General features: G+C 66.5%; 15 protein-coding genes and 1 pseudogene. 3 read left to right on the top strand and 13 right to left on the bottom strand.

Translation table 11 applies throughout. The features are described from left to right. The first annotated feature begins 131 nt into the window (after nt 1-131). A complete protein-coding gene (locus EO156_RS13265; protein WP_016848853.1) occupies nt 132-1,076 on the top strand; it encodes a DegV family protein in 945 nt (314 codons plus the stop codon). A gap of 216 nt (nt 1,077-1,292) precedes the next feature. Here the strand turns inward: EO156_RS13265 and def are convergent, their stop codons facing one another. Then, nucleotides 1,293-1,808, bottom strand: a complete 516-nt coding sequence (gene def / locus EO156_RS13260) for a peptide deformylase (protein WP_003483472.1) — start codon at nt 1,806-1,808, stop codon at nt 1,293-1,295. 335 nt (nt 1,809-2,143) lie between these two features. Continuing rightward, the gene (gene arsC / locus EO156_RS13250) at nt 2,144-2,566 is read right to left on the bottom strand and encodes an arsenate reductase (glutaredoxin) (RefSeq protein WP_011052324.1); all 423 of its coding nucleotides are present in this window, start codon (nt 2,564-2,566) and stop codon (nt 2,144-2,146) included. Between the two features lie 346 nt (nt 2,567-2,912). Between arsC and EO156_RS13240 the strand changes: the two genes are divergently transcribed. Together EO156_RS13240 and EO156_RS13235 are read left to right on the top strand one after the other, a co-directional pair. Then, complete coding sequence (locus tag EO156_RS13240; protein ID WP_016848854.1) at nt 2,913-3,341, top strand: hypothetical protein; 429 nt, start codon at nt 2,913-2,915, stop codon at nt 3,339-3,341. After that, entirely contained in the window at nt 3,334-4,992 is a 1,659-nt protein-coding gene (locus tag EO156_RS13235; protein ID WP_016848855.1) for a PA domain-containing protein, read from the top strand. Before EO156_RS13240 ends, EO156_RS13235 begins: the two co-directional genes overlap by 8 nt. A gap of 233 nt (nt 4,993-5,225) precedes the next feature. Here EO156_RS13235 and EO156_RS13225 read toward each other — a convergent pair whose 3' ends face one another. The 11 genes and pseudogenes from EO156_RS13225 to EO156_RS13170 form a co-directional block, all read right to left on the bottom strand. Then, nucleotides 5,226-9,752, bottom strand: coding sequence for a cellulose biosynthesis protein BcsC (locus EO156_RS13225; protein ID WP_033482963.1), 4,527 nt, complete (start codon nt 9,750-9,752; stop codon nt 5,226-5,228). Further along, the gene (bcsZ, locus tag EO156_RS13220; RefSeq protein WP_029829412.1) at nt 9,734-10,915 is read right to left on the bottom strand and encodes a cellulose synthase complex periplasmic endoglucanase BcsZ; all 1,182 of its coding nucleotides are present in this window, start codon (nt 10,913-10,915) and stop codon (nt 9,734-9,736) included. Before bcsZ ends, EO156_RS13225 begins: the two co-directional genes overlap by 19 nt. Next, a pseudogene (gene bcsB, locus EO156_RS13215) lies at nt 10,912-13,310 on the bottom strand (cellulose biosynthesis cyclic di-GMP-binding regulatory protein BcsB). The gene bcsZ and the pseudogene bcsB overlap by 4 nt, the downstream one beginning before the upstream one ends. A 44-nt stretch (nt 13,311-13,354) precedes the next feature. Further along, entirely contained in the window at nt 13,355-15,499 is a 2,145-nt protein-coding gene (gene bcsA, locus EO156_RS13210) for a UDP-forming cellulose synthase catalytic subunit (RefSeq protein ID WP_016850173.1), read from the bottom strand. A gap of 85 nt (nt 15,500-15,584) precedes the next feature. Then, complete coding sequence (locus EO156_RS13205) at nt 15,585-16,061, bottom strand: hypothetical protein (RefSeq protein WP_016850174.1); 477 nt, start codon at nt 16,059-16,061, stop codon at nt 15,585-15,587. A 28-nt stretch (nt 16,062-16,089) separates the two neighbouring features. Continuing rightward, on the bottom strand, nt 16,090-16,545 hold the full coding sequence (locus EO156_RS13200) for a hypothetical protein (protein ID WP_003490744.1): 456 nt from the start codon (nt 16,543-16,545) through the stop codon (nt 16,090-16,092). Between the two features lie 200 nt (nt 16,546-16,745). Then, nucleotides 16,746-17,924: a nicotinate phosphoribosyltransferase gene (gene pncB / locus EO156_RS13195; RefSeq protein ID WP_003490746.1), complete on the bottom strand. Its 1,179-nt coding sequence runs from the start codon at nt 17,922-17,924 to the stop codon at nt 16,746-16,748. Nucleotides 17,925-18,333: 409 nt separating this feature from the next. After that, the gene (locus EO156_RS13185) at nt 18,334-19,302 is read right to left on the bottom strand and encodes a hypothetical protein (RefSeq protein ID WP_016850175.1); all 969 of its coding nucleotides are present in this window, start codon (nt 19,300-19,302) and stop codon (nt 18,334-18,336) included. Then, nucleotides 19,284-20,579 (bottom strand): hypothetical protein, encoded by a 1,296-nt coding sequence (locus EO156_RS13180; RefSeq protein ID WP_029829415.1) that lies wholly within the window; start codon nt 20,577-20,579, stop codon nt 19,284-19,286. Before EO156_RS13180 ends, EO156_RS13185 begins: the two co-directional genes overlap by 19 nt. Before the next feature lie 49 nt (nt 20,580-20,628). Continuing rightward, nucleotides 20,629-22,536, bottom strand: coding sequence for a glycosyltransferase family 2 protein (locus tag EO156_RS13175; protein ID WP_016850339.1), 1,908 nt, complete (start codon nt 22,534-22,536; stop codon nt 20,629-20,631). Between the two features lie 10 nt (nt 22,537-22,546). Continuing rightward, a complete protein-coding gene (locus EO156_RS13170) occupies nt 22,547-23,581 on the bottom strand; it encodes a hypothetical protein (protein WP_016850338.1) in 1,035 nt (344 codons plus the stop codon). Nucleotides 23,582-23,708 lie beyond the last annotated feature (127 nt).

The following is a 23,708-nucleotide window of genomic DNA, read 5'->3' as shown; positions in this document are numbered from 1 at the left end:
CGGTCTGGATCAGTCCGGCCGCCATCCGCGCGATCGGTGCCCGGAACAAGCTCCACCTCAGGCCTACGCGGCGGCGCCGTTTTGCGATAGCGTTCGCACGACAGACAACGCAACAGCCGGAGCGGGCGACGATGCGTATCGGAATCGTGGTGGACAGCGCGTGCGATCTGCCGCAGGACTTCATCCAACGTCACAACATCGTTGTATTGCCGATCAGCGTGCGCATCGGCGAGGCGGTGCTGGCCGATCACCGCGACGAGGAAGCCACGCTGAGCTTTCTGCAGGCGCACGTGGCCGAGCGCGGGCACGAAGCGGAAACCACGCCGTTTTCGGTCAACCAGATCCGCGATCTGTTCCTGCAACGACTGGTCATCGACTACGACCATGTGTTCTGCCTGACCATTTCCAAACTCCGCAGCCAGATCTTCGACAACGCGATGCAGGCCAGCTTCGCGATCCTCAACGACTACAAGCCGATTCGGCAGGCCGCAGGCCACACCTCGCCGTTCGCGCTACGGGTGATCGACACGCTCAACCTGTTCGCCGGCCAGGGCATCACCGCCGTGGAGGCGGCCCGCCTGCGCGACCAGGGCCAGAGCGTGGCGGTCATCCGTACCCGTCTGGAACAGCTGGCCGAGCACACCTATGGCTACATGATTCCACGCGATCTCTATTACCTGCGCGCCCGCGCGCGCACCAAGGGCGATCGCAGCGTCGGCCTGATCGGCGCCGCGCTCGGCAGCGCGCTGGACATCAAACCGGTGCTGCGCGCCTACCGTGGCGTCACCGAGCCGGTGGCCAAGCTCAAGGGTTTCGAACCTTCGGCCGAAAAGCTGTCCGGCTTTACCGTGCGCAAGATTCGCGACGGTCTGATGACGCCAACGGTGTGCGTGGGCTACGGCGGCGAGCTGGCCGAGCTGCATGCCCTGCCCGGCTACGCCGCACTGCAGGGCGCCTGCCAAACCCACGGCGTGGAACTCCTGGAAAGCGTGATGAGCCTGACCGGCATGGTCAACGTCGGCAAGGGCGCCTTGGCGGTCGGATTTGCCGCCGAGCCACACGCGTTTTCGGCCTGAGGCATGGCCGAGGGTGCGCTACCCTCGCCGCTCGCCAGACACGCCGTCAATCCACCGCGAGTCGCCGCTGCGTTCATGCCGCCAACGCTGACGCTAGCGACGAGGGCACCGCGCCAGGCAGCTTGCTGATGGCCACCTTGAATGAGGCGAAATCCAGCACAGATGGCTGCCGTCCATGGCGGCAGCCACGCCGCAATGGACACAGCGAACGACCTGCTAGAGATCGTAGGACAGCACGTCTTCGAAACCGAACGTGTCGAAATTCTCGATGCGCGAAGGATACAGGCGACCGACCAGATGATCGTATTCGTGTTGCACCACGCGTGCGTGGAAGCCTTCGGCGTCGCGCTCGATCGGGCTGCCGTCGGGTGCGAAGCCGCGGTAGCGAATGAAGCGATAGCGCGGAATCACTGCGCGCAGGCCGGGAATCGACAGACAGCCTTCCCAGCCGTTTTCCATGTCTTCCGACAGCGGTTCGATCTGCGCATTGGCCAGGGCCGTGCGCGGCACTGCGGGCGCTTCCGGATAGCGCTCGCTGGCGTCGAAACCGAACACCATCAATTGCAGATCCACCGCGATCTGCGGTGCTGCCAGACCGACGCCACGCGCCGCGTCCATGGTTTCGAACATATCGGCCACCAGCGTGTGCAACTCGGCGCTTCCCAGGTTGGTGACCGGCGGTGCCACGCGTAGCAGACGCTTGTCGCCCATGCGGATAATTTCGCGAATCATGCGGGTGCTCCTGACGATCGTGGCGTGGATTCTAGAGCGGCTGACGACCGGTAGCGAACAGGTGCAGGCGGTGCAACGGCACGCAGACGCTGCAGTGAACGGATGGTAGTTGCCGCGGGTTGTGCATGCCCGGCGTCGGGCGCCGCTCGCGCCAGCGCACGGTGCCGACAGTCGCCTTGTCTTGCCGCACTCAGCAGGTGTAGTGCATGCGCAAGCGGGCGTGTAACAGGCTTGTTCATCGCCCTGTGAATAAGCGTACTGCGCCTATCGTCAGCGCTGCGGCCAGCGTGAAGGTGCAACACCCGCTTCGCACCGGTTGAACCGGCTCGAACATGTCAGCGGCCAATGCGTTGACCGGCCTCGTCCAGCACGCGTTCGCCGTCTTCCTTGATGAAGCCGTGCGTGGCTGGCGGCAACAGGTCCAGTACCAATTCGGAGGGGCGGCACAGGCGCGTGCCGCGCGCGGTCTGGACGAATGGGCGGTTGATCAGGATCGGATGGGCGAGCATTGCGCTCAACAGTGTCGCATCGTCCAGGGTGGGATCGTCCAGTCCCAGTTCCAGATAGGGCGTGCCTTTCTGGCGGATGGCCTCGCGGACCGTGATGCCGGCAGCGGCGATGAGCGACTGCAGCGTCTGGCGGCTTGGCGGATGCTGCAGGTAGTCGACGATCTGCGGTTCGACGCCGGTGTGGCGGATCAGGGCAAGGGTGTTGCGTGAGGTCCCGCAACCGGGATTGTGGTAGATGACGGCGTGCATGGTGGCCTGGCGCTGGGTTGGCTGATGGAAGGCGGCGCCGGCAACGGATGTCCGAACGACGACCAGACCGGCCAGTGTACGAGTGGCGTCCGGGGATGCCGAGCGCCGGCCACGGCGTGCGCTGGCGCCTTGGTGACGGGCCGGGGGGAAGTGAATTTCCAGACTGCAATCCTGCCGATGACTTTTTCAGATTGCCGCTTCGCATTCGACGGCGAATGTGTCAAAAGATTGACACGAATCACGGATTCATGATTCAGTCATGAACAGACTGAAACGGAAGGATTCTCCCGAGCGCCGGTGTCAGCACGGCGTTTTTTCCCCTGTTGGACCCAAGGAAACCCCAACGATGATGAGCTTTCGCAAGCCCGGATGGATGCTGTCCGGTGTGTTGTGTGTCGCATGCCTGCCGGCGATCGCTGCAGCGCAGGAAGCTGCTACTGGCAGTTCCAAGGTCGGTATCGACCCCACCACCGGCAAATTGCGCCCGCTGACCGACGCCGAGAGCGCGGCGCTGGATCAGCAGGCGGCTGCAGCCGCCTCCGCAGCACGTAGTAGCGCCGCACGTAGCAGCTCGGTTCCGCAGACCGAAGCGGCCGCACGCGCGACCGAGCGGCGCCTGCCCAATGGCACCGTGGCGCGCAAGTTGCCGGCCACCCAAATGAGCTCGTTGACGGCAACCCGTCAGGCCGATGGACGCATCGTCATCGAACACAGCGACGAGGCCGGCGCCACCCAACCCACCCACGCCGAGCATGGAGCGCTGCCGCATGAATAAGCCCTTGTTGCTGTTGTCCCTGGCCGTGGCGGCCGCCCTGGCACCGCTGCATGCTCGGGCCGCCAATGTCACGCTGATCAATGGCGATGCCGGCACCGTGGTCGGTTTGAACGACCCGACCGCTGCCGCACCGCTGGGCGGCAACCCGGGCCGCACGATCGGCGAGCAACGCCGCATCGCATACCAGTACGCCATGGACCTGTGGGGCGCGGTGCTGCAGAGCAACGTCGAGATCAAGGTGTATGCCTCGTTCGCGCGGCTGACCTGTACCGCCACCGGCGGCACGCTGGGCCAGGCCGGGCCGAACTGGATCGTCAACAACTTCCCCGGTGCCAAGGCCAATACGCTGTATCCGTCCGCGCTGGGCGATGCGATCGCCGGGCAGGACCTGGTGCCGGATCCGTCCGATCCGGCCGACGTGTTTTCGCAGTTCAACGGCGACCTGGGCAAGGACGATTGCCTGGCCGGTTCCGGCTGGTATCTGGGTCTGGACGGCAAGACGCCCGAAGGCCAGATCAACTTCCTCAACGTGGTGATGCATGAGATCGGCCACGGTCTGGGCGCGGCCGGCTTCCTCAACAAGACCACCGGCGTGCTGGGTTCGGGCAGCGGCCTGACCGACGTCTACACCTCGCAGGCCTACGACAACGTCCAGAACAAGCGCTTCGACGACCCGACCATGACCAACGCCCTGCGCGCCGAAGCGATGCGCACGCCCGGCCGTACGGTATGGGCCGGGACGCGCGTGAATCGCGAGGCGGCGTTGATCCTGGATCCGCGTACGCTGCTGCGCGTCACCGCACCGGCCAGCGCTGCGGGCAAGTTCGAAGTGGGCTTTGCCAGCTTCGGTCCGCTGGCCACCGCGGCCAATTTCCCGGCGCGTTCGGTGGTGACGGTCAACGACGGCGTGGCGGCCGCATCGGCCAGCGATGGCTGCGAAACCCCGTTCGTCAATGCGGCCGATGTGGCCGGCAAGGTGGCGCTGATCGACCGCGGCACCTGCGCGTTCGCGATCAAGGTGAAGAACGCGCAGCTCAACGGCGCGGTGGGCGTCATCGTCGCCAACAACGCGGCCGGTGTGCAGACGATGGGCAACGCATCACCGCCGATCACCGACATCACCATCCCCGCCATCATGGTCTCGCAGGCCGATGGCGCGCGCCTGAAGGGCAGCACTGCGGTGGTCGCGGCGCTGTACGAAGATCCGCAGCTGCTGCAGGGCACCGACAGCGCAGGCCGCACGCGGCTGTACTCGCCCAGCGTGGTGGCCGGCGGTTCGACGTTCTCGCACTTCGATACCGATCTGCAGCCCAATGCCTTGATGGAACCGTTCGACACGCCGGAAGTGCAGGCGCACGTCAACATCGACCTGACCCCGGCGCTGTTTGCCGACATCGGTTGGACCTTGAACACCGGGCCGGCCAAGTTGGGCACCTGCAACACCTCGGTCCCGACGCTGGAGACCGGCGGCCTGATTCCGGGCGCGAACGTGTCTGCCGAAAGCAGCCTGTGCAAGACGCAGAACGTCGGCAACCGCCTGGGTTACCTGACCTGCATGGACGAACACGCGCGCGAGCTGCAGAGCCAGGGCGTGATCAGCCGCGTGCAACAGGCAGCGGTCTTCGTCTGCGCCACCAAGGTGCGCCCATAAGCACCGAACGCGTGATGTGAAGCGATGCGAACGGCGCCGGAAGGCGCCGTTCGTTTGTCTGCTGCCGCGTTGTTGCGTGCAGGCCACGCGGTCCATGCAGCGTGGCGACGATGCACACCACGGCGCAGGCGAGGATGCGGACCCCATGCACGCGCGGCATCACGCCGCCTGCGTGCATTGGCTACAAACCCTGCTGCGCGTCTTCGGAGCGAGGCGCCAGGCTTGCCGGCGCATCAATGCTCCGCCGCATACGGCGAGGTCAGCACCTGCGGCGCACGCCCCAGCGCAGCGCCCAGGCGATCCATCACGAAACGCAGGTAGAGGTTGCTGCTGAACTGGTTGTAGTCGCGTGCATTGTTGAAGGTCAGCCGCCCGCCCAGAAACAGCTGCGGCGCCACCTGCCATTCGGCCGCGCCACTGAGGTTGTAGGACACGCCGGTGCGGCTTTCGCCCGCATACACCGGGTCGGTGTAGCGATCGACCAGGCCAAGCAGCGCGGCCAGCGATGCGGCGTCGTAGGCCGCCTGTTGCAGGGTCGGGTCGGTGGGGAAATATGGCGAGGCCTCGGTGCTGAAGTGCTGCACACCGACGCTGGCGTCGACCTTCCAGTTCACCGTCTGCCCGGCCGTGCGCCCGCTCCAATGCACCGGGAACCCCAGGTCCACATAGTCCTGCGGGCTGAAGTAGCCACCGTGGCCGTAAGTGAAACCGCTGAGATTCTTGTCGTACTGCATGGTGGTCAGATTGACGCCGGCGGTGAGCGATTGATGCTCGGTCTCCAGTGCGTGCACGTAGAAGCCCAGGTCGACCTGGCGATGGTCGTTGTCGGCCACGTTGTTGCCCTGCAGGCGGTGCGCGGCAAGGTTGGCGTAGCCGCCGAGCAGGCCGTTGTCGGCAGTGGCCGACAGCGACAGCCCGGTGCTGGTCACACCGCCCCATTGGCGCCCGCTGCGTGCGTCCTGCGCACCGGCAAACGACAGCACGCTATCGGTCACCGCACGCCGCGAGGCCTCGGCCGACCAGCTGACGGTGTCGCCGAGCTCGCCGCGATAGCCCACGCCACCGATGAGGTTCTGCTCCTGGAACCTGATCGGGGTGCTGCCCAGTTCGGCACTGAAACCGCCATTGCGATACCGCACGCCGACGCCCACGCCGGTGTCGTCCTGGCTGAGCCGGCGGCTGCCGTTGCCGCTGGCGGCCATCGCATTGAGCGTGTCGGCCAGGCCGGTCGGCGTCTGCTGCGCGGCGGCCGTGCTGCCGGCCAGCGCGCGCAATGCGGCCGCATCGCCTGCACCCAGCTGTTCGCTGAGCGCGGCATTGCCCAGGATGTCGCGTGCCAGCTGCCCAATCGGCGTGTTGGAGGCGTTGATGCTGAGCAGGTAGGCCGGCAGCGGCTCGTTGGCCAATGCAGCCAGCGCAGCGGCAGTGCTGTTGTTGTTCTCCACCAGCAGTGCATTGAACAGGCCGGTATTCAAGGCGTAGCGGCGCAGGCGTTCGCGCGTGGCGGCGGTATCGCCTTCGGTGGCGAGCAACTGATACACCGGCGAATCGACCAGCGTGTCGATCGGGCCACGGTTGGCGGCCAGCGCATCGCCGATGGCGCTCTGCGGGCCGGTGCCGAAGCGGCTGGCGGTGGCGTAGTCGGTGCCGAGCGTGCCGGCATCCACCACGGTCGGTGTCAGCGTGACGCCGAGCTTGCCCTCGCCGACTGCGAATTCGGCCTGCACCGGCATTTCGATGTCGTCCAGACGGCCCAGGCCGTCTTCGCCGTCGCGCGCGCGATACAGCGCGCCGCCGGCAAGGCCGTCGCTGTTTTCCGCCTGCACGGCGCGCAATTCGTCGAGCACGCTGTTGCCGCTGCTGCGCGCGGGCAGTGCTTGCGCGGCGATGTTGCGCGGCTGCAGATCGCTGCCCGACACAGCCGGCAGCGCGCCATGCGTGGAAGCGCGCAAGCGGCTGGGCGCAGGCAACGTGGAAGGCACGGTGCTGGCGCGTACCGGTTGCGGCAACGCGTCGCTGCTGAGATCGGCGGCGGCATTGACGGGTGCGGCAGTCGCGACACGTGCGGCGCCGGGCTGCATGGCGAGCGGCGCGATGTATGCGACAGGTGCGGTTGCGACGTCGTTGTAGGCGCTGCCGGCGGCCATGCGTTCGGACAGCATCGCCGGCGAACGCGGCATGGCGCCGGTCATGCCGGAGAATGGGTTGAGCGGCCGACCGGATGCGGCGACGGCAGCCGGGCCACGTGCAGAAGCCAGGCCATTGTCGAGCTGCCCGGCCTGACGCTGCTGCGCCGCCAGCGCTGCACGGAAATACTGCTCGGCCTTGCGGTTCTTGCCGGCACTGCGATAGACGCGGCCGGCGGCCGCGAGCACGTCCGGCGACTCCGGTGCCTGCGCCAACGCGCGTTGCAGATAGCGCTCTGCATCGCGCAGGTCCGATTGCGCGGCGGCGCTATTGGCGGCGGCGGTGAGCGTGTCCAGATCGCTGGGCTGACGTTGCAGGATCTGCTGGTAGATCGCCAGCGCCTGGCGGTGCTCGCCGGCGGCCGCGTACAACCGCGCGAGCGCGGCCTGCGCATCGCGGTTGTCCGGCTGCTGCGCCAGCACCGGCGACAACGCGTCGTAGGCGCCTTCCAGATTGCCAAGCTCGCGCAATGCATCCACCTGCCGCAGCGTGTAGGCGCTGCGCAGGCCTTGGTAGCGGCGCAGCTGCTCCGGGGTCATGGTGGTGGCCTGCAGCTGTCGCAACACCGCCGAAAGCTCGGCGTCCTGATGCGCGCGCAGCAGCACGCTGGCGTATTGCAGGCGGTCTTCGATGCGCGGGCTGGCGCCGGCGACCAGCCGCTGGGCCAGCACCAGCGCGCGCTGGGTGTTGCCGGCGTCGGCATGCGCGCCAGCCAGGGCGGCCAGCAGTTGCGGATCGTCGAGCTGATTGCCCAGCGCCGTTTCGGTACGCGCCAGCAACTGCTGCGCCTCGCCCACCCTGCCCTGCGCGACCAGCTGCCGCGCCTGACGCGCCTGCAATTCGATCCATGCGGTGGCGCGCAGCTGGGTCATCGCCGGCGTGCGTGCCGCGGCTGGAATGCGATCCAGACTGTCGTAGGCGCCCTGCCAGTCGCCGCTTTCCTGCGCCAGCAGCGCATTGGCGTGCAACGCCTCGGGTTGGTCGCCGTGGACCGCGAGCAGGCCGTCCATCACGCTGCGCGCCTGATCCGGGCGGCCAGCCTGCTGGTAGAGGCGCGCCAGATCGAGACGGATCCAGGCATCACCCGGACGCTCGACCATGGCCGCTTCCAGCTCGGTCTGCGCGCTGACCGCATCGCCGGCGTCCAGAAACTGACGCGCACGGGCGCGCTGCACGTTGGAGCGCAGCAAGGCTTGGCCACCGGATTTGGCGCGCTCGGCCGCCGGCAGCCGGTCGAACAAGGCGCTGGCTTCCTGCAGGCGGCCCTGGCGGCTGTACAGCCCGACCAGGCCCTGCAACGCGCCGGCATTGTCGGCATCGCGCGCCAAGGCTTTGCGATAGCTGGCTTCGGCCGCGACCGGGTCGCCGGCGGCCTGCAGGTCACCCAGCGCCACGTGTCCGGCCGGCTCGTTGGGCAGCAGCTGCACCGCCTGCTCTATCAGCTGGCGCGCCTGCGCCAGATCGCCGCGCGCGCGCGCCGTTTCGGCCTGCTGCAGTTGCTGCCAGTAGCGGGCGCTCTCCAGTGCGTTTTTCCATTTGCCGTTGCCGGCCGCGGCCGGTCGCAGCAGTTCCTGCGCCTCGGCAAAACGCTGCTGACGCAAACGTACCGAGCCCAGGCCGCCGAGCGCTTCGGGGTCGCGCGCACGTGCACGCAAGACCTGGGTGAAGCGTTGTTCGGCTGCGCTCAGATTGTTGGCGCTCAACGCGCGAAAGCCTTCGCCCAGCAACACGCCGTTGGGATCGGCCGGCGTGGTGGCCGTCGTGCGTTGCGCGCGCAGCTGGCCAAGTTTGGCGGTCACTTCGGCATCGTTCGGGGTACCGGCAAGAAACGCTTGGTACAGCGGCGCATCGGCCATGCCGGCGTTGAGCCACAGCAGCGCCTGGCGCCAGCTGCTGCGTGCCGGCCCACCCACGTCCGCGCGCTGGGCAAGCGTGCGCAATTGCGCGATGCCGTCGCGGCGGGTAGGTTCGCGGTAACTGAGCACCTGCGCCAGCGCCAGCTGCACGGACGGATTGTCCGGGTCGCTGGATTGCAGGCGTCGCAGGCCATCGCGGGCGCGCTCCCAACCGGTGGGCGTGCCAGCCAGCGATTGGTAATACTCCAGCGCCAGGTTCGGCGGCGGCGGCTTGCCGGCGAAGGCGGCTTCGTAACTGCGCGCCGCTTCCACATAGCGCCCGGCAGAGGCAGCACGACGTGCATTGCGCAGATTGGAGTCTTCGCCCGCACTGCTGCTACCGCGCGCGCCGATCGCCACGCGCAGGCGCTGCGACTGCGGCGACTGCGGATGCGCGCCTTCCAGTTGCTGCAGGCGCTTGCGCGCCTCGGACTGGCGCCCCTGCGCCAGATCGATCTGCGCCAGGCCGAGCAATGCGTCGGGTTGGTCCGGGTCGATACCGAGCAGCTTCTTCCAGGTATCGGCGGCCAGATCGTCGCGACCCTGGTCGTGCCAGTAGTTGCCCTGTTCCACCAGCTGCCGGGTGGCGCTGGTCTGCGCATGCGCTGCCGGTGCGGCGAGCAGGCACAGCTCCAGCATGCCGGCGAGGTAGAACGGCTTCAGGTCGTTGCGGCGCATGCAGGGGTTCTCCAGGCGGGCAACAGGCGCCCGTCTGCGGCGAAGCGGTAGCGGTTCTCAAGCCATCCCTGTCCGAACAGGGCCAGCGTGCGTTCGAAATACGGCAAGGCAGCGGCGGCCGGCTGCGTGGCGGCGGGCACCCGCTGCGCCTGCGCCTTGAGCAGCGCGGGCTTGCCCAGCGCGCTCAGGTACGGCAACAGCGCCGCAGAAAATCCCACCGGCAGCGCGCCGGTGCCCACACCGCGCGCGGTGTCGATCTTTTCGGCCGGCGCCTGCTGCGCGGCGAGCAGGTCGGCCGGTCCGGACAGGTCCTGCAGCAACCGCGCGCGCAGCGGCTCGCCAGCGTCCAGCATGCCGGCCCACAGGTACACGCGGATGGCGTCGTAACTGCCCACATTGCCGCGCTTGGGATCGGCATTGAAGGTCTTGCCGTCCCACACCGTCCAATCCGGGGCAAACCCCACCGGCGCACTGTCGCGCAGCACGCGCGCGCTGTTGGCGGCGATGGCGGCCCATGGGCCCTTGGGGTCGGCGTTGGCGCAACGACGCAGCACCTGGATGGGTAGATAGCTGGGATTGAGCGTCCAGCGCCCGTTGTCGACGAAGCCGGTGCGGCCCGGCAGCAGCATCGGGCCCAACCCGGGCAGCGTGGCCACTTCCTGCGTGCGGATCAGCTGCAGCATCTGCTGGCCGGCCTTGAGATAGCCCGGGCGGCTCCACAACCTGCCGGCTTCCAGCAGCGCATAGGCAATCCACAACTCGCCATCGCTGGCGGTGTTGGCGTCCAGCACGCGCCAGGCGCCGCTGCCATCGCGGCCCCACAGCCATGCCGGCAGGTTGAGATCCGGGCGGCCGCCGCACAGGTTGTGGCGGGTCCAGCTCAGCACCTTGTCGAACAGCACCTGGTCGTTGTTGACCAGGGCGAAGAACAGCGCATACGACTGCCCTTCCGAGGTGGAGCGTTGATCGGGATTGAGAAAATCCACCACCCGCCCATCGGGCTGGATGTGCTTGTCGACGAAGGCGCTCCACAGCGGCCACGGCCCGCACTGGCTGGGCGTCGCCAGCGCGGCTGCCGGCAGCAGCGCGGCCACGCCCGCCAATGCGCCTGCATGCAGCAGGCGACGGCGCGTCATGCCACCGGTATGTGCGTGCGCGCTCATGCGCCGCCACCGTCGTTGAGCCGCTCGGCGGTGTGCCTGCGCAGCAGCACGCGTGCAGCCAAGGCCAGCAACAGCGCCAGCAGCACCACGGTGAAGGCCAGCCACACCGGGTGGTGCGAGAAATACCAGCGCAGCCAGGTCGGCAGCGGCAAGTGCCCCACGTAATAGGTCTGGTTGCCGGCCAGGCTGGTGACGTTGTTCTGCTGCAGCAACACCACGCTGCCCTGGAAATCCTTGAGCAGGGTCGGGTCGAACCAGGCATCGAACAGGCGGCTCATGTTGGCCGGGTCTTCGGTCTGGAAGGCGACCACGCTGCGGCCGGATTTCAGCGGCGATTCGAAGCCCATCAGCAGTACGTCGTCCGGCTGCGGCTGCAGGGCGATCTCGGCGGTGGTGGGCAGGTCGGTGCGGCGCGCATCGAAGGATAAAAATCGCGGCAGTCGTTCGAACAGCCAGTCGGTCAGCGCAAAGCGGGTCGCCTGCCCGTCCTGACCGATCGGCAGATGCGCGCGCCATTGCTTGAACAACGGTTGCGATTCGGCGCTACCGAGCAGCAACAGATCGCGGCCGGCATGCTGCTGCACCGCGCCGGCGCCAATGATCTGCGCATGCAGCGCCGGGTAACCGGTGGAAGCACCGAAATGCCCGAGCAGGGTCAGCACGTTGCTCAGGTCCTGATCGCCGGGATTGTCGGGCAGCACGATGGTGGATTCGGACAGGTCCGCCAGGCGCGTGAACGGATAGCCGGCATTGGCGAACGCCGCCAGGTTGGGCATCGCCATGTAGTGGTGGAAGCCGCTCAGGTCGATGGTGGAATCGGCATCGATGGCACCCGACACATCCGGGAAAGTGTTCTTGCACGCTTCGCCTTGCGGGCGATCGAAGAAGAAATGGAAGCGCAGCTGGCTGTTGGCCGAAAACGCGCCCACCGGCAGCGTCAGGTCCTGATGCACCGGCATGCTGCCGCGCGTCCCCAGGCTGTTCCACCAGCGCATCGGCGTGGATTGAGCGAACGGGCATGCACCGGCATGCTGCCGCGCGTCCCCAGGCTGTTCCACCAGCGCATCGGCGTGGATTGAGCGAACGGGCGACCGGTCAGCGGCAGCGTGGTCACGAACGATTCGTTGATGCTGACGTTGAGCGCGGATTTGTTGTCCTGCTCCGGCAGCGTGTAGCGGTAGTTCAACGCAACCGGGATGCCGTCGCGTTCCCACACGAACAGGTCCGGCGGCAGCTGCAGGCCTATCCGGATCAGGTCGGGGTGATAGCCGGTGACGTTGAGCTGGCTGGGCTGGGTGACCAGATCGCCGAAGCGTACCGGACGCTCGCTCGACACCCAGTTGGGCGCGTCGTAAGGCCGCCGCGGCGCAGGCGCGCTGATGTCGCCGATGCGGGCCACTGCGCCGGTCAACGGCGCACGCAAGGCCAGCGCGGTGGCGGCACGCTGCAGGTCTTCGCTGTTGCGGCCGAGCACCAGCAGCAGCTTGCCGTTGCGATCGTTGGGGTTGGGCAGCACGGCCACGGTGGGGCCGCGGATGTCGGCCACGCCGCTGTCGGCGGTCGCAAATTGCGCTGGCAAGGTGCCGGGCGTCGCGAAGACGACCGCGTTCCCGGACGCCGGCAAGGCCTCGGTGGATGCCGGGAACACCGCGCCCCGGTAGCCGGCCAGGCTACCGAACCACGAGGCCACCGTGCCGGCCGCCTGCAACGTGGCGGTGTCCGGGCGCTGCGGGAAATAGAACGGCAATTCCAGCCGGCGCGTGTCGCGCACATCGAAGAACGGCACCGGCAGCAACGCCAGGTTGTTGGCCAAGGCCAGCGGCGTGGTGGTCAGCGACAGGCTGGTGGCCGCATCCACATTCGCCCACAGACTGCTGTGGTCGGGGTCTTCGCAATCGCGCGTGTAGTGGCCGATCAACTGCAGATTGAGCTGGTTGTAATCGGTGACCAGGCGCGGATCGATCGGCAGATCGGCCGAGAGCAACTTGCCGGCGTTGGCCTTGTCGGTGGGCAGCGTGGCCACGGTGACGCCGTTGATGGTGACCTTGAGATGCGACAGGTCGGGCAACAGCGAGGGCGAGTAGCTGTATTTGAGATTCAAGGTGGCCGCGGTGACGATCTCGTCGCTGCGCACGCTGAAGGGCACGCCGGCGCTGCCCTGCACCCCGCGCAAGGTGATTTCGTAGTCGATACCCAGTTCGCGCAGCGTTGCCGCACGCGTGCTGCCGCCTGGCAACGGCGCCGCTGCGAAGGCGACGGGCACCTGCGATGGCGTGGCTGCCTGCATCTGGCTGCCTGCCTGCGCAGATGGCGTTGCAGGCATGGGCTGTTGCGCCTGCGCCAGGCCTGCCAGCAAGGTCAACGCACAGCTCAACACAGCCGGGAACATCCGCATCAGCTGCGTCCTGGTAAAGCAAACAGAAACACCACGCATCACACTCACGACTCCAGATCCACCGCGCGCCTCGGACGAAAGCCCTGCCGCGCGCTGTCCACGATATGCCCGCCCAGTCGCCCGAATCCGCGTGCACTGGCTTCCAACACCTGCCCCATCGAGCGCCAGAACGCATCGCGGTCGTGCTGGCCCAACTGCGACAGCCAGATGTCGGCGCGCGCGAAGGTCGACGCCACCAGCCAGCGCTCCTGTTCCATCGACATCTGCGTGAACTGGATGCTGACCTGTCCATCGCGGTCCTGGCGCACCACCGCCGGCAAGGTCTGCTCCACGCCGCGATGGCTCAGGCCGATCTGCACCGGCAAGCCAGGCTCGATCGGCTGCGGCTGCGCGAGCATGATCGCCATGCCGCCCGTGGAAAAATTCACCGAGCGACTCGGCAGCACATCGCCATCGGGCAGATACAGGGTGACCGGCACATCCAGCGGCACGCGGTGGGCGCTGCGCACCTGGCGCGTTTCGCTGGCGGTGGCAATCGTGGCGCCCAGCAGCACCATGTTGTAGAGCGTCCAGGCCAGGTTGAACCAGATGGTCTGCTGCTCGCCGCTGCCACCCACATAGATCAGCCGCAGCACACCGGCCACCATGCCCACCACGTTGAGCAACAACAGGAACAGATAGGGTTTGGCGATCTGCGCGTCGAAATAGCTGCGCGCCACCAGCCCCCCCTTGGGCGTGACGTTGAACTTGCCGAGTTTGGGATTGAGCAAGGCCACCAGAGTGGGACGGAAGATGTACCAGGCCAGCGTGGTTTCGTAGACCTCGTTCCACAGCAGATGGCGGAAGCGGCTCTGCACGCGCAGGTTGGTCAGGTTGGCCTGCAAAATATGCGGCAAGGCGTAGGCCAGGATCATCAACGCCGAGGCCTGGATCACGTGCGCGCCGAAGAACAGATAGGCCAGCGGCGCAGTGAGATAGATGATGCGCGGCACGCCGTAGAAGAAGTGCAGCATCGCGTTGAGGTAGCACAGCCGCTGCGACAGTTTGAGCCCGCGACCTAGCAAGGGGTTGTCGATGCGTGCGATCTGCGCCATGCCGCGCGCCCAGCGGATGCGCTGCGCCACGTGGCCGGACAGGCTTTCGGTGGCCAGGCCCGCGGCCTGCGGCACGGCCAGGTAGGCGGTGCGGTAACCGCGGCGCTGCAGCTTGAGCGCGGTGTGCGCATCTTCGGTGACCGTTTCCACCGCCACGCCGCCCACTTCTTCCAGCGCGGTGCGCTTGATGACCGCACACGAACCACAGAAGAACGTGGCATTCCACTGGTCGTTGCCATCCTGCAGCAGGCCGTAGAACAACTCGCCTTCGTTGGGCACCTTGCCATGCGTGTCCAGGTTGCGTTCGAACGGGTCCGGCGAAAAGAAATAGTGCGGCATCTGCACCAGTGCCAGCTTGGTGTCGTGCAGGAACCAGCCCATCGCCACCTGCAGAAAACTGCGGGTGGGAATGTGGTCGCAATCGAAGATGGCCACATAATCGCCGCTGCACTTCTTCAACGCGGCATTGATGTTACCGGCCTTGGCATGCGCGTTATTGGTGCGGGTGACGTAGTTGATGCCGACCTCGGCGCAGAACGCGCGAAACTCGTCGCGACGGCCGTCGTCCAGCAAATGGATGGTGATCTTGCCGGCCGGCCAATCGATCACGCTGGCCGCCAGCACGGTGGTGCGCACCACCGACAGCGGCTCGTTGTAGGTCGGGATGAACACGTCCACGCTGGGCCACAGGCGCTGGTCGGCCGGCAGCGGCACCGGCTTGCGGTTGAGCGGCCACAGCACCTGGAAATAGCCCAGCACCAGGATCACGAAGGCATACAGCTCGGCGCCAAGCAGGCCCAGGCCGAGGATGAAATCCACCGCGCTGCCCACGCCCATGGTCTGGGTCATGCGCCACCAGATGTAGCGGCACGACACCGCCAGCGACATCCCCATCATCATCAGGATGACCACCCGCCCGCCGCGGTTGCGCACCGCCAACGCCACCGCGAACAACACGCCGGAAAACACCAGCTGCTGCGTCACATCCATCGGCACGGCCACCACGAACACCAGCAGCAACGCACCCAGCAACCACAGCGCCCAGGTCGCCAGCGTGGGCAAAGGTGATGCGGAATGGCGGCTGGCAGCGGTCATCAATCGTCCTTCAGGCATGGCGGCGTGCGGCACAACAAGCGGCAAGCGCATGGGGCGCCTGCGGCGGGGAACAATGGGCAACAGGTCAACGCGAACGCAGGCGCTTGAGCGGGCTTTGCGCGCAGCTGCGCGCATCGGCCTGCAACAGGCGCTGGAACAAGCGCTCCAATGGCGTCTGCGCGGGCCGATCGGCCGGCTGCACGCCGCGCGGCGCCGGTTCGTCGAGCTGACGCAACTTGCGCAGCGGGGCGAGCGCATCCGGCACCTGATCTGCTGCGGTCACGACGGGTTGCAAGGAACGCTCTGGCACCGGGACGGTGGCCGGCATGCCCAAGCTCGGCGTCGGCGCTGCAACCCCCACCGGCGGCTGCACGGCATCGGGCGCAACGGTGATCGGTTCGACCGCTGCCGGCGCATGGGCCTGCGTCAGGCCGCAGGTGCGCGGCGACAGCTGGGTGTAGGCGAAATCGTGGTATCCCTGGCTCGCCGGCGTCCCCAGACGCGCGAACAGGCCCGACACATCGTCATGTTGGATTGCGTCCTTGCCCTTCTTCGCTGTCATCACACTCTCCTTGCCCGATCAGACATGCTCATGCCGTGCGCGCCAACACCAGGCGGCGCAGATCGACGGTGTCGCTCGGCACGCTCTGCACCGCCAGGCCTGCCAGCATCCCCAGTTGCTGAAACCACCCCTCGTACACCCCCTGCAGGAACCCATCGCTCCACGCGGCGCCATTCAGCGCGACGCTCAACGGCGCCCCCGCGTGCCGGATCTGCACATGGTCGGTGTGCTCCTCCAACGCGCACTGGCCCCAATCGCAGCGGCCCCACACCGCATTGGCCGCGTGCTGCGCGTCATCCAGCGTGGCGCAAGGCGCCAGCCGCTGTTCGCGTGCGAAACGGCGGCCGATTCGCGCCATCAACAGGGCCAGATCGTCCTCGGACAACTCGGCGCCGAACTCCTCGGCCATCGCGCGCACAAACCCCAGCCATTGCCGGGAGCAACTGCGCGTGCGGTATAGCGGCAGCGGGTCGAGTGCGCTCATTCAACAGACTTCGCAAGGAAAAGGGCCGTCACATGCGACGCATGCACCCGATGTGATGCACGTGTGATGATGTTAACGGCCGCCACCCCCGAATCGAGAGCTGCGTCTCACTTTTTCCGGCATTCCCTGACAGTGTGTAGGGAATTTACTGAGCGGGCGGTCACCCTGCAGTCACTCTTCTGCGGTGTCGCCCCGATCGATCATGTCTCTGCCATCGGCGGCAACCCGAACACGTCGCGCAGATAGCGCAGATACCCGATGTCCTCGCACATGCTCTTGCCGGGCGAGTCGCTGAGCTTGGCCACTGGCTGGCCATTGCAGCGGACCATCTTGATCACGATCTGCAGCGGCGTCGGCCCCAGATCGTTGGTGAGGCTGGTGCCCACCCCGAAGGCCAGCCGGCAGCGCGTGTGGAAGTGCTGGTACAGCCGCATCACCTTGTCGATATTGAGGCCGTCGCTGAATACCAGCACCTTGGTCCGGGGATCGACGCGGTGCGCTTCCAGATGCGCGATGACGCGCTCGCCCCATTCGAACGGGTCGCCCGAATCGTGGCGCATGCCATCGAACAACTTGCAGAAATACAGATCGAAATCGCGCAGGAACGCATCCAGCCCGACCACGTCCGACAACGCGATACCCAGATCGCCACGGTATTCGCGCGCCCACGATTCCAGCGCCGCCACCTGCGAATCGCGCAGCCGCGGCCCCAACGCCTGGAACGCCTGCAGATACTCGTGCGCCATGGTTCCCAGCGGGGTCAGCCCGTACTGCTTGGCGAAGTACACGTTGCTGGTGCCGACGAACTGCTCGCCCAGGCCATCGCGCAGCAGCGGCAGCAACTCGCCATGCCATTGCCGCGAGTAGCGCCGCCGGGTGCCGTAATCGGCGATCTTGCAGCCGGCCGGCATGCTGCGCAGGCTGGCTACCTTTTCGCGCAGGCGGCTGCGGCCCTCTTCGAAATCCGGCTCGGAGGTATTGCGGAACCAGACCTCGTTGATGATCGCCAGCAGCGGCACCTCGAACAGGATGGTGTGCAACCACGGCCCGCGGATGGTCAGCTCGATCTCGCCCGGATGGGTGGCCGATGCGGTCAGGCTCAGATACTTGCGATCCAGATGGAACAGCGCCAGGAAGTCGGCGAAGTCCGGCTTGATGAAGCGCAGGCTGCGCAGGTAATCCACTTCGTCCTCGCGCAGCCGCAACCGGCACAGCGCATCGATCTCGCGCGAGATCTCATCGATGAACTGCGCCAGGTCCACGCCGGGAGTGCGGCATTTGAAGCGGTAATCTACCTGCGCTGCCGGGTGCTGGTGCAGCACCGCCTGCATCATGGTGAATTTGTACAGATCGGTGTCGAGCAGCGAATGGATGATCATGCCGCCGGATTATGCCCTTAGCGGCGATGGCAGCGCGTGCACTGCGCACGCCCCGCGCGACGGCGCAGCGCACCTGTGTCGTCAGGCGCGGACCGGCGATTGCCAGGTTCGGCAAGCGAGTTTCAACCAGTCCTGCGCAGCGCAGCTGCTGGCAGAAGGCAGAAGGCAGAAGGCAGAAGGCAGAAGGCAGGCAAAATAACGCCAGCGCGCGCAGCCGCGCCCGCCTGAGGCGCATCACAGGTGCATACCATGCCTGTGCAGCCGCGATTTAGCGCGACTGACCACCAGAGCGAGCGCGTATCACGTGGCGTAGCCGGCGCCTGAAGCCCAAGCATGCGAGCGGTATCTGGCGATCCGTTCACCGACCGCGCCCGCCTTGCGGCAAGCGCAGCCGTTTGGCGAGTCGCCCTCAGCGCGCCAGCACCTGCTGCGCCGGCTTGCCCTGCACGGTGAAGTCGCTGTCGCCCGGGCCGCCGGCCTTGGGGTCGGTATACCAGCACCACAGCGCGATGCCTTCCACACCATGCGCCTGCAGCACCTTGCGCCACTGCTGCAACACCTGCAGCTGCAAGCGCGTATCGACGGCGGCCGTGCGCTGCTCGGGGCTTTCCCACGGCGCTGCTAGACTACCGCGCGCCGAACGCAATCCCAGCTCGGCCACCCATATCGGCTTGCCCACGCGCTGACCCAACTGCTGCAGGCGTTGCGCCGCAGCGGTCATTTCAGCGCTGCGCGCATCGGCAGCTTCGGACAGGCGCGCATACAGGCTGGTGCCCACCGCATCGAACAACGACCAGTAACGGAAGCTCTCGGCATGCTCCATGCCGTCTGCCACATACAGCAGTTTTCCGTGATAGACCTTGCGCACCGCTGCGACCAACGCCGGCCATTGCGGCGCGTCCTGCAACTTGCGCAACTCGGTGCCGATCACCAGCGCTTCGGCGTGTTCGTCCTGGGCCAACTTGGCCAACGGCAGCAACGCATTCTGGTAGGCCGCAAACCAGGCCGCCGGGTCGGTGGGTGCGGCATCGCCGGCCCAGTGCCCCGGAATCCAGACATGCACCTTGAGCGTCGGCTGCAATCCAGCCTGCAGGCTTTGCCGCAATGCAGCGCGCATGGCGTCGACACTGCTGTCGCTGCCCAGCACCGGATCGTTGGACTGCGGGCTGGCCTGCCACACGAACGCCACCAGCAACGCCTTGCTTGCACCTGTCTTGGCCAATGCGTCCAACGACTGCGCTGCAGCCTGGCTTTCCCACGGGGCATTGGCGGAGACCTTGACATTGGCGCCCATCCAGGTCGGCGCGGCCGCATTGCAGCCGTTTGCCAGCAGACACACGCCGATCAACATTGCGACGCTTAGAACGCGCTTGAACATGCAGCAGACACCTCGGCATTCGGCGGCGCCGCGTGCCGGGAGCACGCCGTCGCACGCAACGATGCATTGTTCTTGTCCTGCGGCGCCACCGTGGCCACCGACGGGTTGGCCGGCTCGGCAGTGTGGTCAGTTGCCGTTGCAGCCGGGGCCACCGCAGCGCTCTCGGCCATCGCCGACTGCCCTACATCAACATCCTGCGTCGCGGGAGCGTCCGATGCACGCAGCGGCAACGATACCGGCGTCGTCATGACAACGGCCTCGCCCTGCATCAAGGCCTGTTCGTCGGGCGCTGCGGCACGCATCCAGCTGCCCCAACCCTGCGGCTGTGCCCAGATCGCACCCGCCAGGCCCAGCACCAGCAATCCGGCCGCCTGGCCGCGTTGGTCGGCGTGCAGCGCACGCAGCAACAGCGCCGCCGGCACCCACAACAACAGCAGGGCATCGAAGCCAGCCCAGCCGAACGCGAACGACAACGCAGCCGCGCAGATCACGGTGCCGGCACTGGCCACCACGCCACGCGCCAACGCACCGCTGCGCGCACGCGCCACCAGCGCAAGCACCGGGAAGCACACCGCGGCCGCCACACCCCAGCGGACCGCCGGCAACCAGCCGTCGGCATGGCCGGCCAGTGGCAGCGGCAACGGATGCGACGCCTGGGCGATGCTGGACAGCGTCGGCCACGGCGCATTGAACACGACCAGATTGACGTAGGCCCACATGCCGACCAGGAACGCGAACGGCAGATAGCACACCAGGTAGAACGAGCCCGGTGCCTTGCGCAGCATCTGCGGCGGCATGACCAGCAGCAGCCATGGCGCGACCATTGTCGACAGCGCCAGCGTCTGCAGATCCAGGCACAGCAAAATGCACAACCAACCGGCAATGCGCAGATAGGTGAAGGCTTCCACCGGCGCCTGCAAGCGGCGCAAGGTGCGGCACAAACCGTAGAAGGCCAGCAACCCCACTGCCTGGCTGCCGCCAGCGGCGATCGGCAGCAGGAACAGCGGGTTGCAGCCCACCAGCAGCGTCAGAGCGCTGGCCCAGCCGCGCCCGAACACGCCAGCCAGATCGCGCCACAGCAGCGACAGGAACAGCGCGTTGGCAGCCACCGCAACGCATGGCCAGACCTGGAACGGCAGATTCCAGCGATGCAGGGTGAGATCGACCGCCCACGCCAACAAGCCGGTCGCCGGCACGCCGATGTCCGGCACAAGCGCGGGCACCGTGGCCACCGACTGCACCAGCAACGGCTGGCTCAGCAGCGACAGCGCCACCACGGCGATGAGGAACGCCGGCAGCCCGCTCTCGCGACGCTGCGCAACCGGCTCACTCTTCGAGTGCGGCGCGGCGCTCGTTTTCCGAATGCTTGCTGATGCCATGCGTGGTCTTCTCCCAATAGAACGGATTGTGGATCAGCTGCCAGAGACCCTTGTAGGCGGCGATCGACTGCAACGCCCAGTAGAACGGCACCGTCAGTGCGTACGGCGCCAGCTTGAAGTAGTCGCGTTTGAACGCTGCAACCAGCGTGATGTAGATGAAGAACGCATTGGCCAGCAGCAGATTGACCAGCGAGACCGCCGCCAGCCACGGCGGGAAGAAGCGCTCGAACATCGAGGTGCCGGTCAGCGCCCACGCCGCGTACAACGCCCACAGCACCGGCACGCCCAATGCGGTGAAAAAACCGCCGCCGATGAAGAACTGAAACCCCCAAAATCCCTTGAAGCCGGTACTGCGATACAGATGCACCGGGTCGCGCATATGCACCAGCCAGGTCTGCATATAGCCCTTGAGCCAGCGCGACCGCTGCCGGATCCAGTTGGGAATGCTGACGTTGGCTTCTTCGAAGGTGGTGGAATTGACGACGTTGACGCGATACCCGTTCTGGATCAGCCGCACGCCCAGATCGGCGTCTTCGGTAACGTTGTACGGGTCCCACGCGCGCACCTGGCGCAACACGTCCAGACGGAAGTGATTGGAGGTACCACCCAACGGGATCGGAATACGCAGGTATTCCAGCGCCGGCAGGTAGAAGTCGAACCAGAGCGTGTACTCCAGCGTGAACATCCGCGTCAGCCAGTTTTCGTCGGCGTTGTAGTAGTTCAACCGCGCCTGGATGCACACCACATCCTTCTCAGCCTTGCGGAATGCCGCAACCACGCGCTTGAGCTGGTCCGGCTCGGGCTTGTCTTCGGCGTCGTAGATGGTGAGCAGCTCGCCACGCGCAAAATGCAATGCGTAGTTGCAGGCCTTGGGCTTGGTCTTGGGCTGCGACGGCGGCACCCGGATGATTTCGAAGAACGCTTCCAGGCCGAGTTTCTTGGCCGCTTCGATGGTGTCCAGGTCGTCCGCTTCCAGCACCAGCTTTACGTCCAGCTTGCTGATCGGGTAATCCAGCTTGCGCAGCGCGTTGGCCAGAATCGGCAGGACTTCCGGCTCCTTGTACATCGGCACCAGCACGGTATAGACCGGCAGGTCGTCGTCGCGCAGCGCGGCCACTTCGTCTTCGGTGACCTTGATGTCGATGCGATGGCGCGAGCCGAACCACACCAGCAGCAACTTCAACCCGAAGGTGGCCAGAAAACCCAGCGCCACCAGCACGTTGACGGCGATCAAGGCCGGCACCGGGAACAGCCCCAACGTCGCCAGCATCACCGCCGCCAGCGCCCATAATGCGAACTTCTGCCCGCGCGTGATGACCTGGCGTGCCGAATACGTCGGCGCATGCGCCGCAAGCAGATTCAGCGCGTTGTCGGTGAGCTGCTCGTCGGCGTAGCGCTGCAGGCTCCAGATGATGTCGAACTTGGCGGTACCGACAAAGCGCACGTCTTCGCCGTAATGGGCGCGTGCCCAGGCGAACAGGGCCGGGTCCGGATCGGCCACCGCCAGCACCAGCACACCGTCCTCGCGCCGCCACGGCAACACCAGGCGTTGCGCGTAGCTATCCAGATCGCCGGGGGTGAGCAGCGCAGGATCCGGCGGCTGCTGCACCAGATCGATGAATTGCAGCCCGAAGTGCGCGGCAACGATGGCGTAGAACCGCTGCGCCGGCACGCCGCGCTGGGCCAGGATCACGTCGCCGAGGCGCGAGTTCCAGCGTTGCTGCAAGGCCAGCGCCGAGCGCAGCTGTTCGTCGGTGATGACGCCTGCCGACACCAGCGCACGACCTAGCAGGCCGCGTTCGCGGCCGATGTCCGGCGCTCGTCCCAGCGCGTCCGTTTCGCAGGTCACCGTCATGTGCGGCCCCTTAGAAACGCCACCAGGCGGCCACGAATGGCCCGCCCGCCGCACCGGTGTTGCGGCCCATCACCGGCTGCTGATACCCCACCTGCCACTGGCTGCCACCCGGCGCCGTATACAGCGTGGACAACTGCAACTTGGTGAGATCGTAGTTGGTGCCGGTGGCGACGAAGCCCACGCCGCCACCGCTACCGGCAACATCGAAGTTGCCACGCCCGTTGCCCAACCCCTGGATCACGTTGAGTTCGCCCAACAGCAGCCAACTCGGGGTCAGGCTCAGACCTGTGGACGCGTCCACCCGCAGTTCGTCGGACGCCGCGCTTCCGCGCAGGCGGACCGCGCCTCCCAGATCGACGTAGCCGTTGCGGCCGCCCAGCGTGTAACCGCGGCCGCGGCTGTAGCGCAGCTCGAGGCCATAGTCGCCGAGGCCGAGCGCAGGGTCGGAATTGGCGGAAGGATTGTTCGGGTGGTAGGTCTTCCTACGCCCATACGCGGGGATGCTCACCAAGGCCTGCACGGCACTGCGCCAGACATCGTTCTGCGCGCTCGGCAGCGCATAGCGCAAGCCAATTTCCTGATCGGCAAAACCGGTCGTCGTGGTTTGCTGACGGCCATTGACGGCATCGTGGTTGCTGAAACCCACGTCGTTGAAATAGAAGTTGCCGATGAAGCTGAGCTTTTCGGTCAAACCATGCTCGACGTAGACGTTGAGCTGGTCCTGACGGCTGCGGCCGTTTCCGTCGAATTGCTGGCCGTCGCCAAAGGTGCTGCGGTGGTGGCTGTCGTCGAACCACCCACGGCCATCGCTATGCAGCGCCTTGACGATTACCAGGGTGTCGCCTTGCGGCTGGGTCCACGCGCCGGCCAATGCGGTGCCCGGCGATGCGGCCAGCACACAGCCCAGCGCAAGCGCCGATGCCAGGACCGACAGCGCACGCGGTTGCGTTGGATTTGAATGAGAAAACGGGGCAACCGAGCTGGACTGCAACGGGGTAGCGCACGACCGACGTACCCGCCATTGCGGGTCGTTCCGTAAAGACATTGCACGATTCCTGATGGGGGACCCGGAAGGGACAGGAAGCTAGGGTTGATCACACTTCGGGGCGAAACGTATCACAGTTGCAGCCGGCGACCCATCACCGATTTATCACAAATTTAACGCGATCCAA

The organism is Xanthomonas sp. DAR33341, from assembly GCF_003992815.1.
Classification (GTDB): Bacteria; Pseudomonadota; Gammaproteobacteria; order Xanthomonadales; family Xanthomonadaceae; genus Xanthomonas; species Xanthomonas cissicola.
This window is presented reverse-complemented; position numbering and strand designations above follow the sequence as displayed.

Bases quoted from the DNA above. Each gene is read 5' to 3' on its own strand.
- EO156_RS13265 (WP_016848853.1), top strand. From the start codon at position 132: ATGCGTATCGGAATCGTGGTGGACAGCGCGTGCGATCTGCCGCAGGAC.
- def (WP_003483472.1), bottom strand. From the start codon at position 1,808: ATGATTCGCGAAATTATCCGCATGGGCGACAAGCGTCTGCTACGCGTG.
- arsC (WP_011052324.1), bottom strand. From the start codon at position 2,566: ATGCACGCCGTCATCTACCACAATCCCGGTTGCGGGACCTCACGCAAC.
- EO156_RS13240 (WP_016848854.1), top strand. From the start codon at position 2,913: ATGATGAGCTTTCGCAAGCCCGGATGGATGCTGTCCGGTGTGTTGTGT.
- EO156_RS13235 (WP_016848855.1), top strand. From the start codon at position 3,334: ATGAATAAGCCCTTGTTGCTGTTGTCCCTGGCCGTGGCGGCCGCCCTG.
- EO156_RS13225 (WP_033482963.1), bottom strand. From the start codon at position 9,752: ATGCGCCGCAACGACCTGAAGCCGTTCTACCTCGCCGGCATGCTGGAG.
- bcsZ (WP_029829412.1), bottom strand. From the start codon at position 10,915: ATGAGCGCGCACGCACATACCGGTGGCATGACGCGCCGTCGCCTGCTG.
- bcsA (WP_016850173.1), bottom strand. From the start codon at position 15,499: ATGACCGCTGCCAGCCGCCATTCCGCATCACCTTTGCCCACGCTGGCG.
- EO156_RS13205 (WP_016850174.1), bottom strand. From the start codon at position 16,061: ATGACAGCGAAGAAGGGCAAGGACGCAATCCAACATGACGATGTGTCG.
- EO156_RS13200 (WP_003490744.1), bottom strand. From the start codon at position 16,545: ATGAGCGCACTCGACCCGCTGCCGCTATACCGCACGCGCAGTTGCTCC.
- pncB (WP_003490746.1), bottom strand. From the start codon at position 17,924: ATGATCATCCATTCGCTGCTCGACACCGATCTGTACAAATTCACCATG.
- EO156_RS13185 (WP_016850175.1), bottom strand. From the start codon at position 19,302: ATGTTCAAGCGCGTTCTAAGCGTCGCAATGTTGATCGGCGTGTGTCTG.
- EO156_RS13175 (WP_016850339.1), bottom strand. From the start codon at position 22,536: ATGACGGTGACCTGCGAAACGGACGCGCTGGGACGAGCGCCGGACATC.
- EO156_RS13170 (WP_016850338.1), bottom strand. From the start codon at position 23,581: ATGTCTTTACGGAACGACCCGCAATGGCGGGTACGTCGGTCGTGCGCT.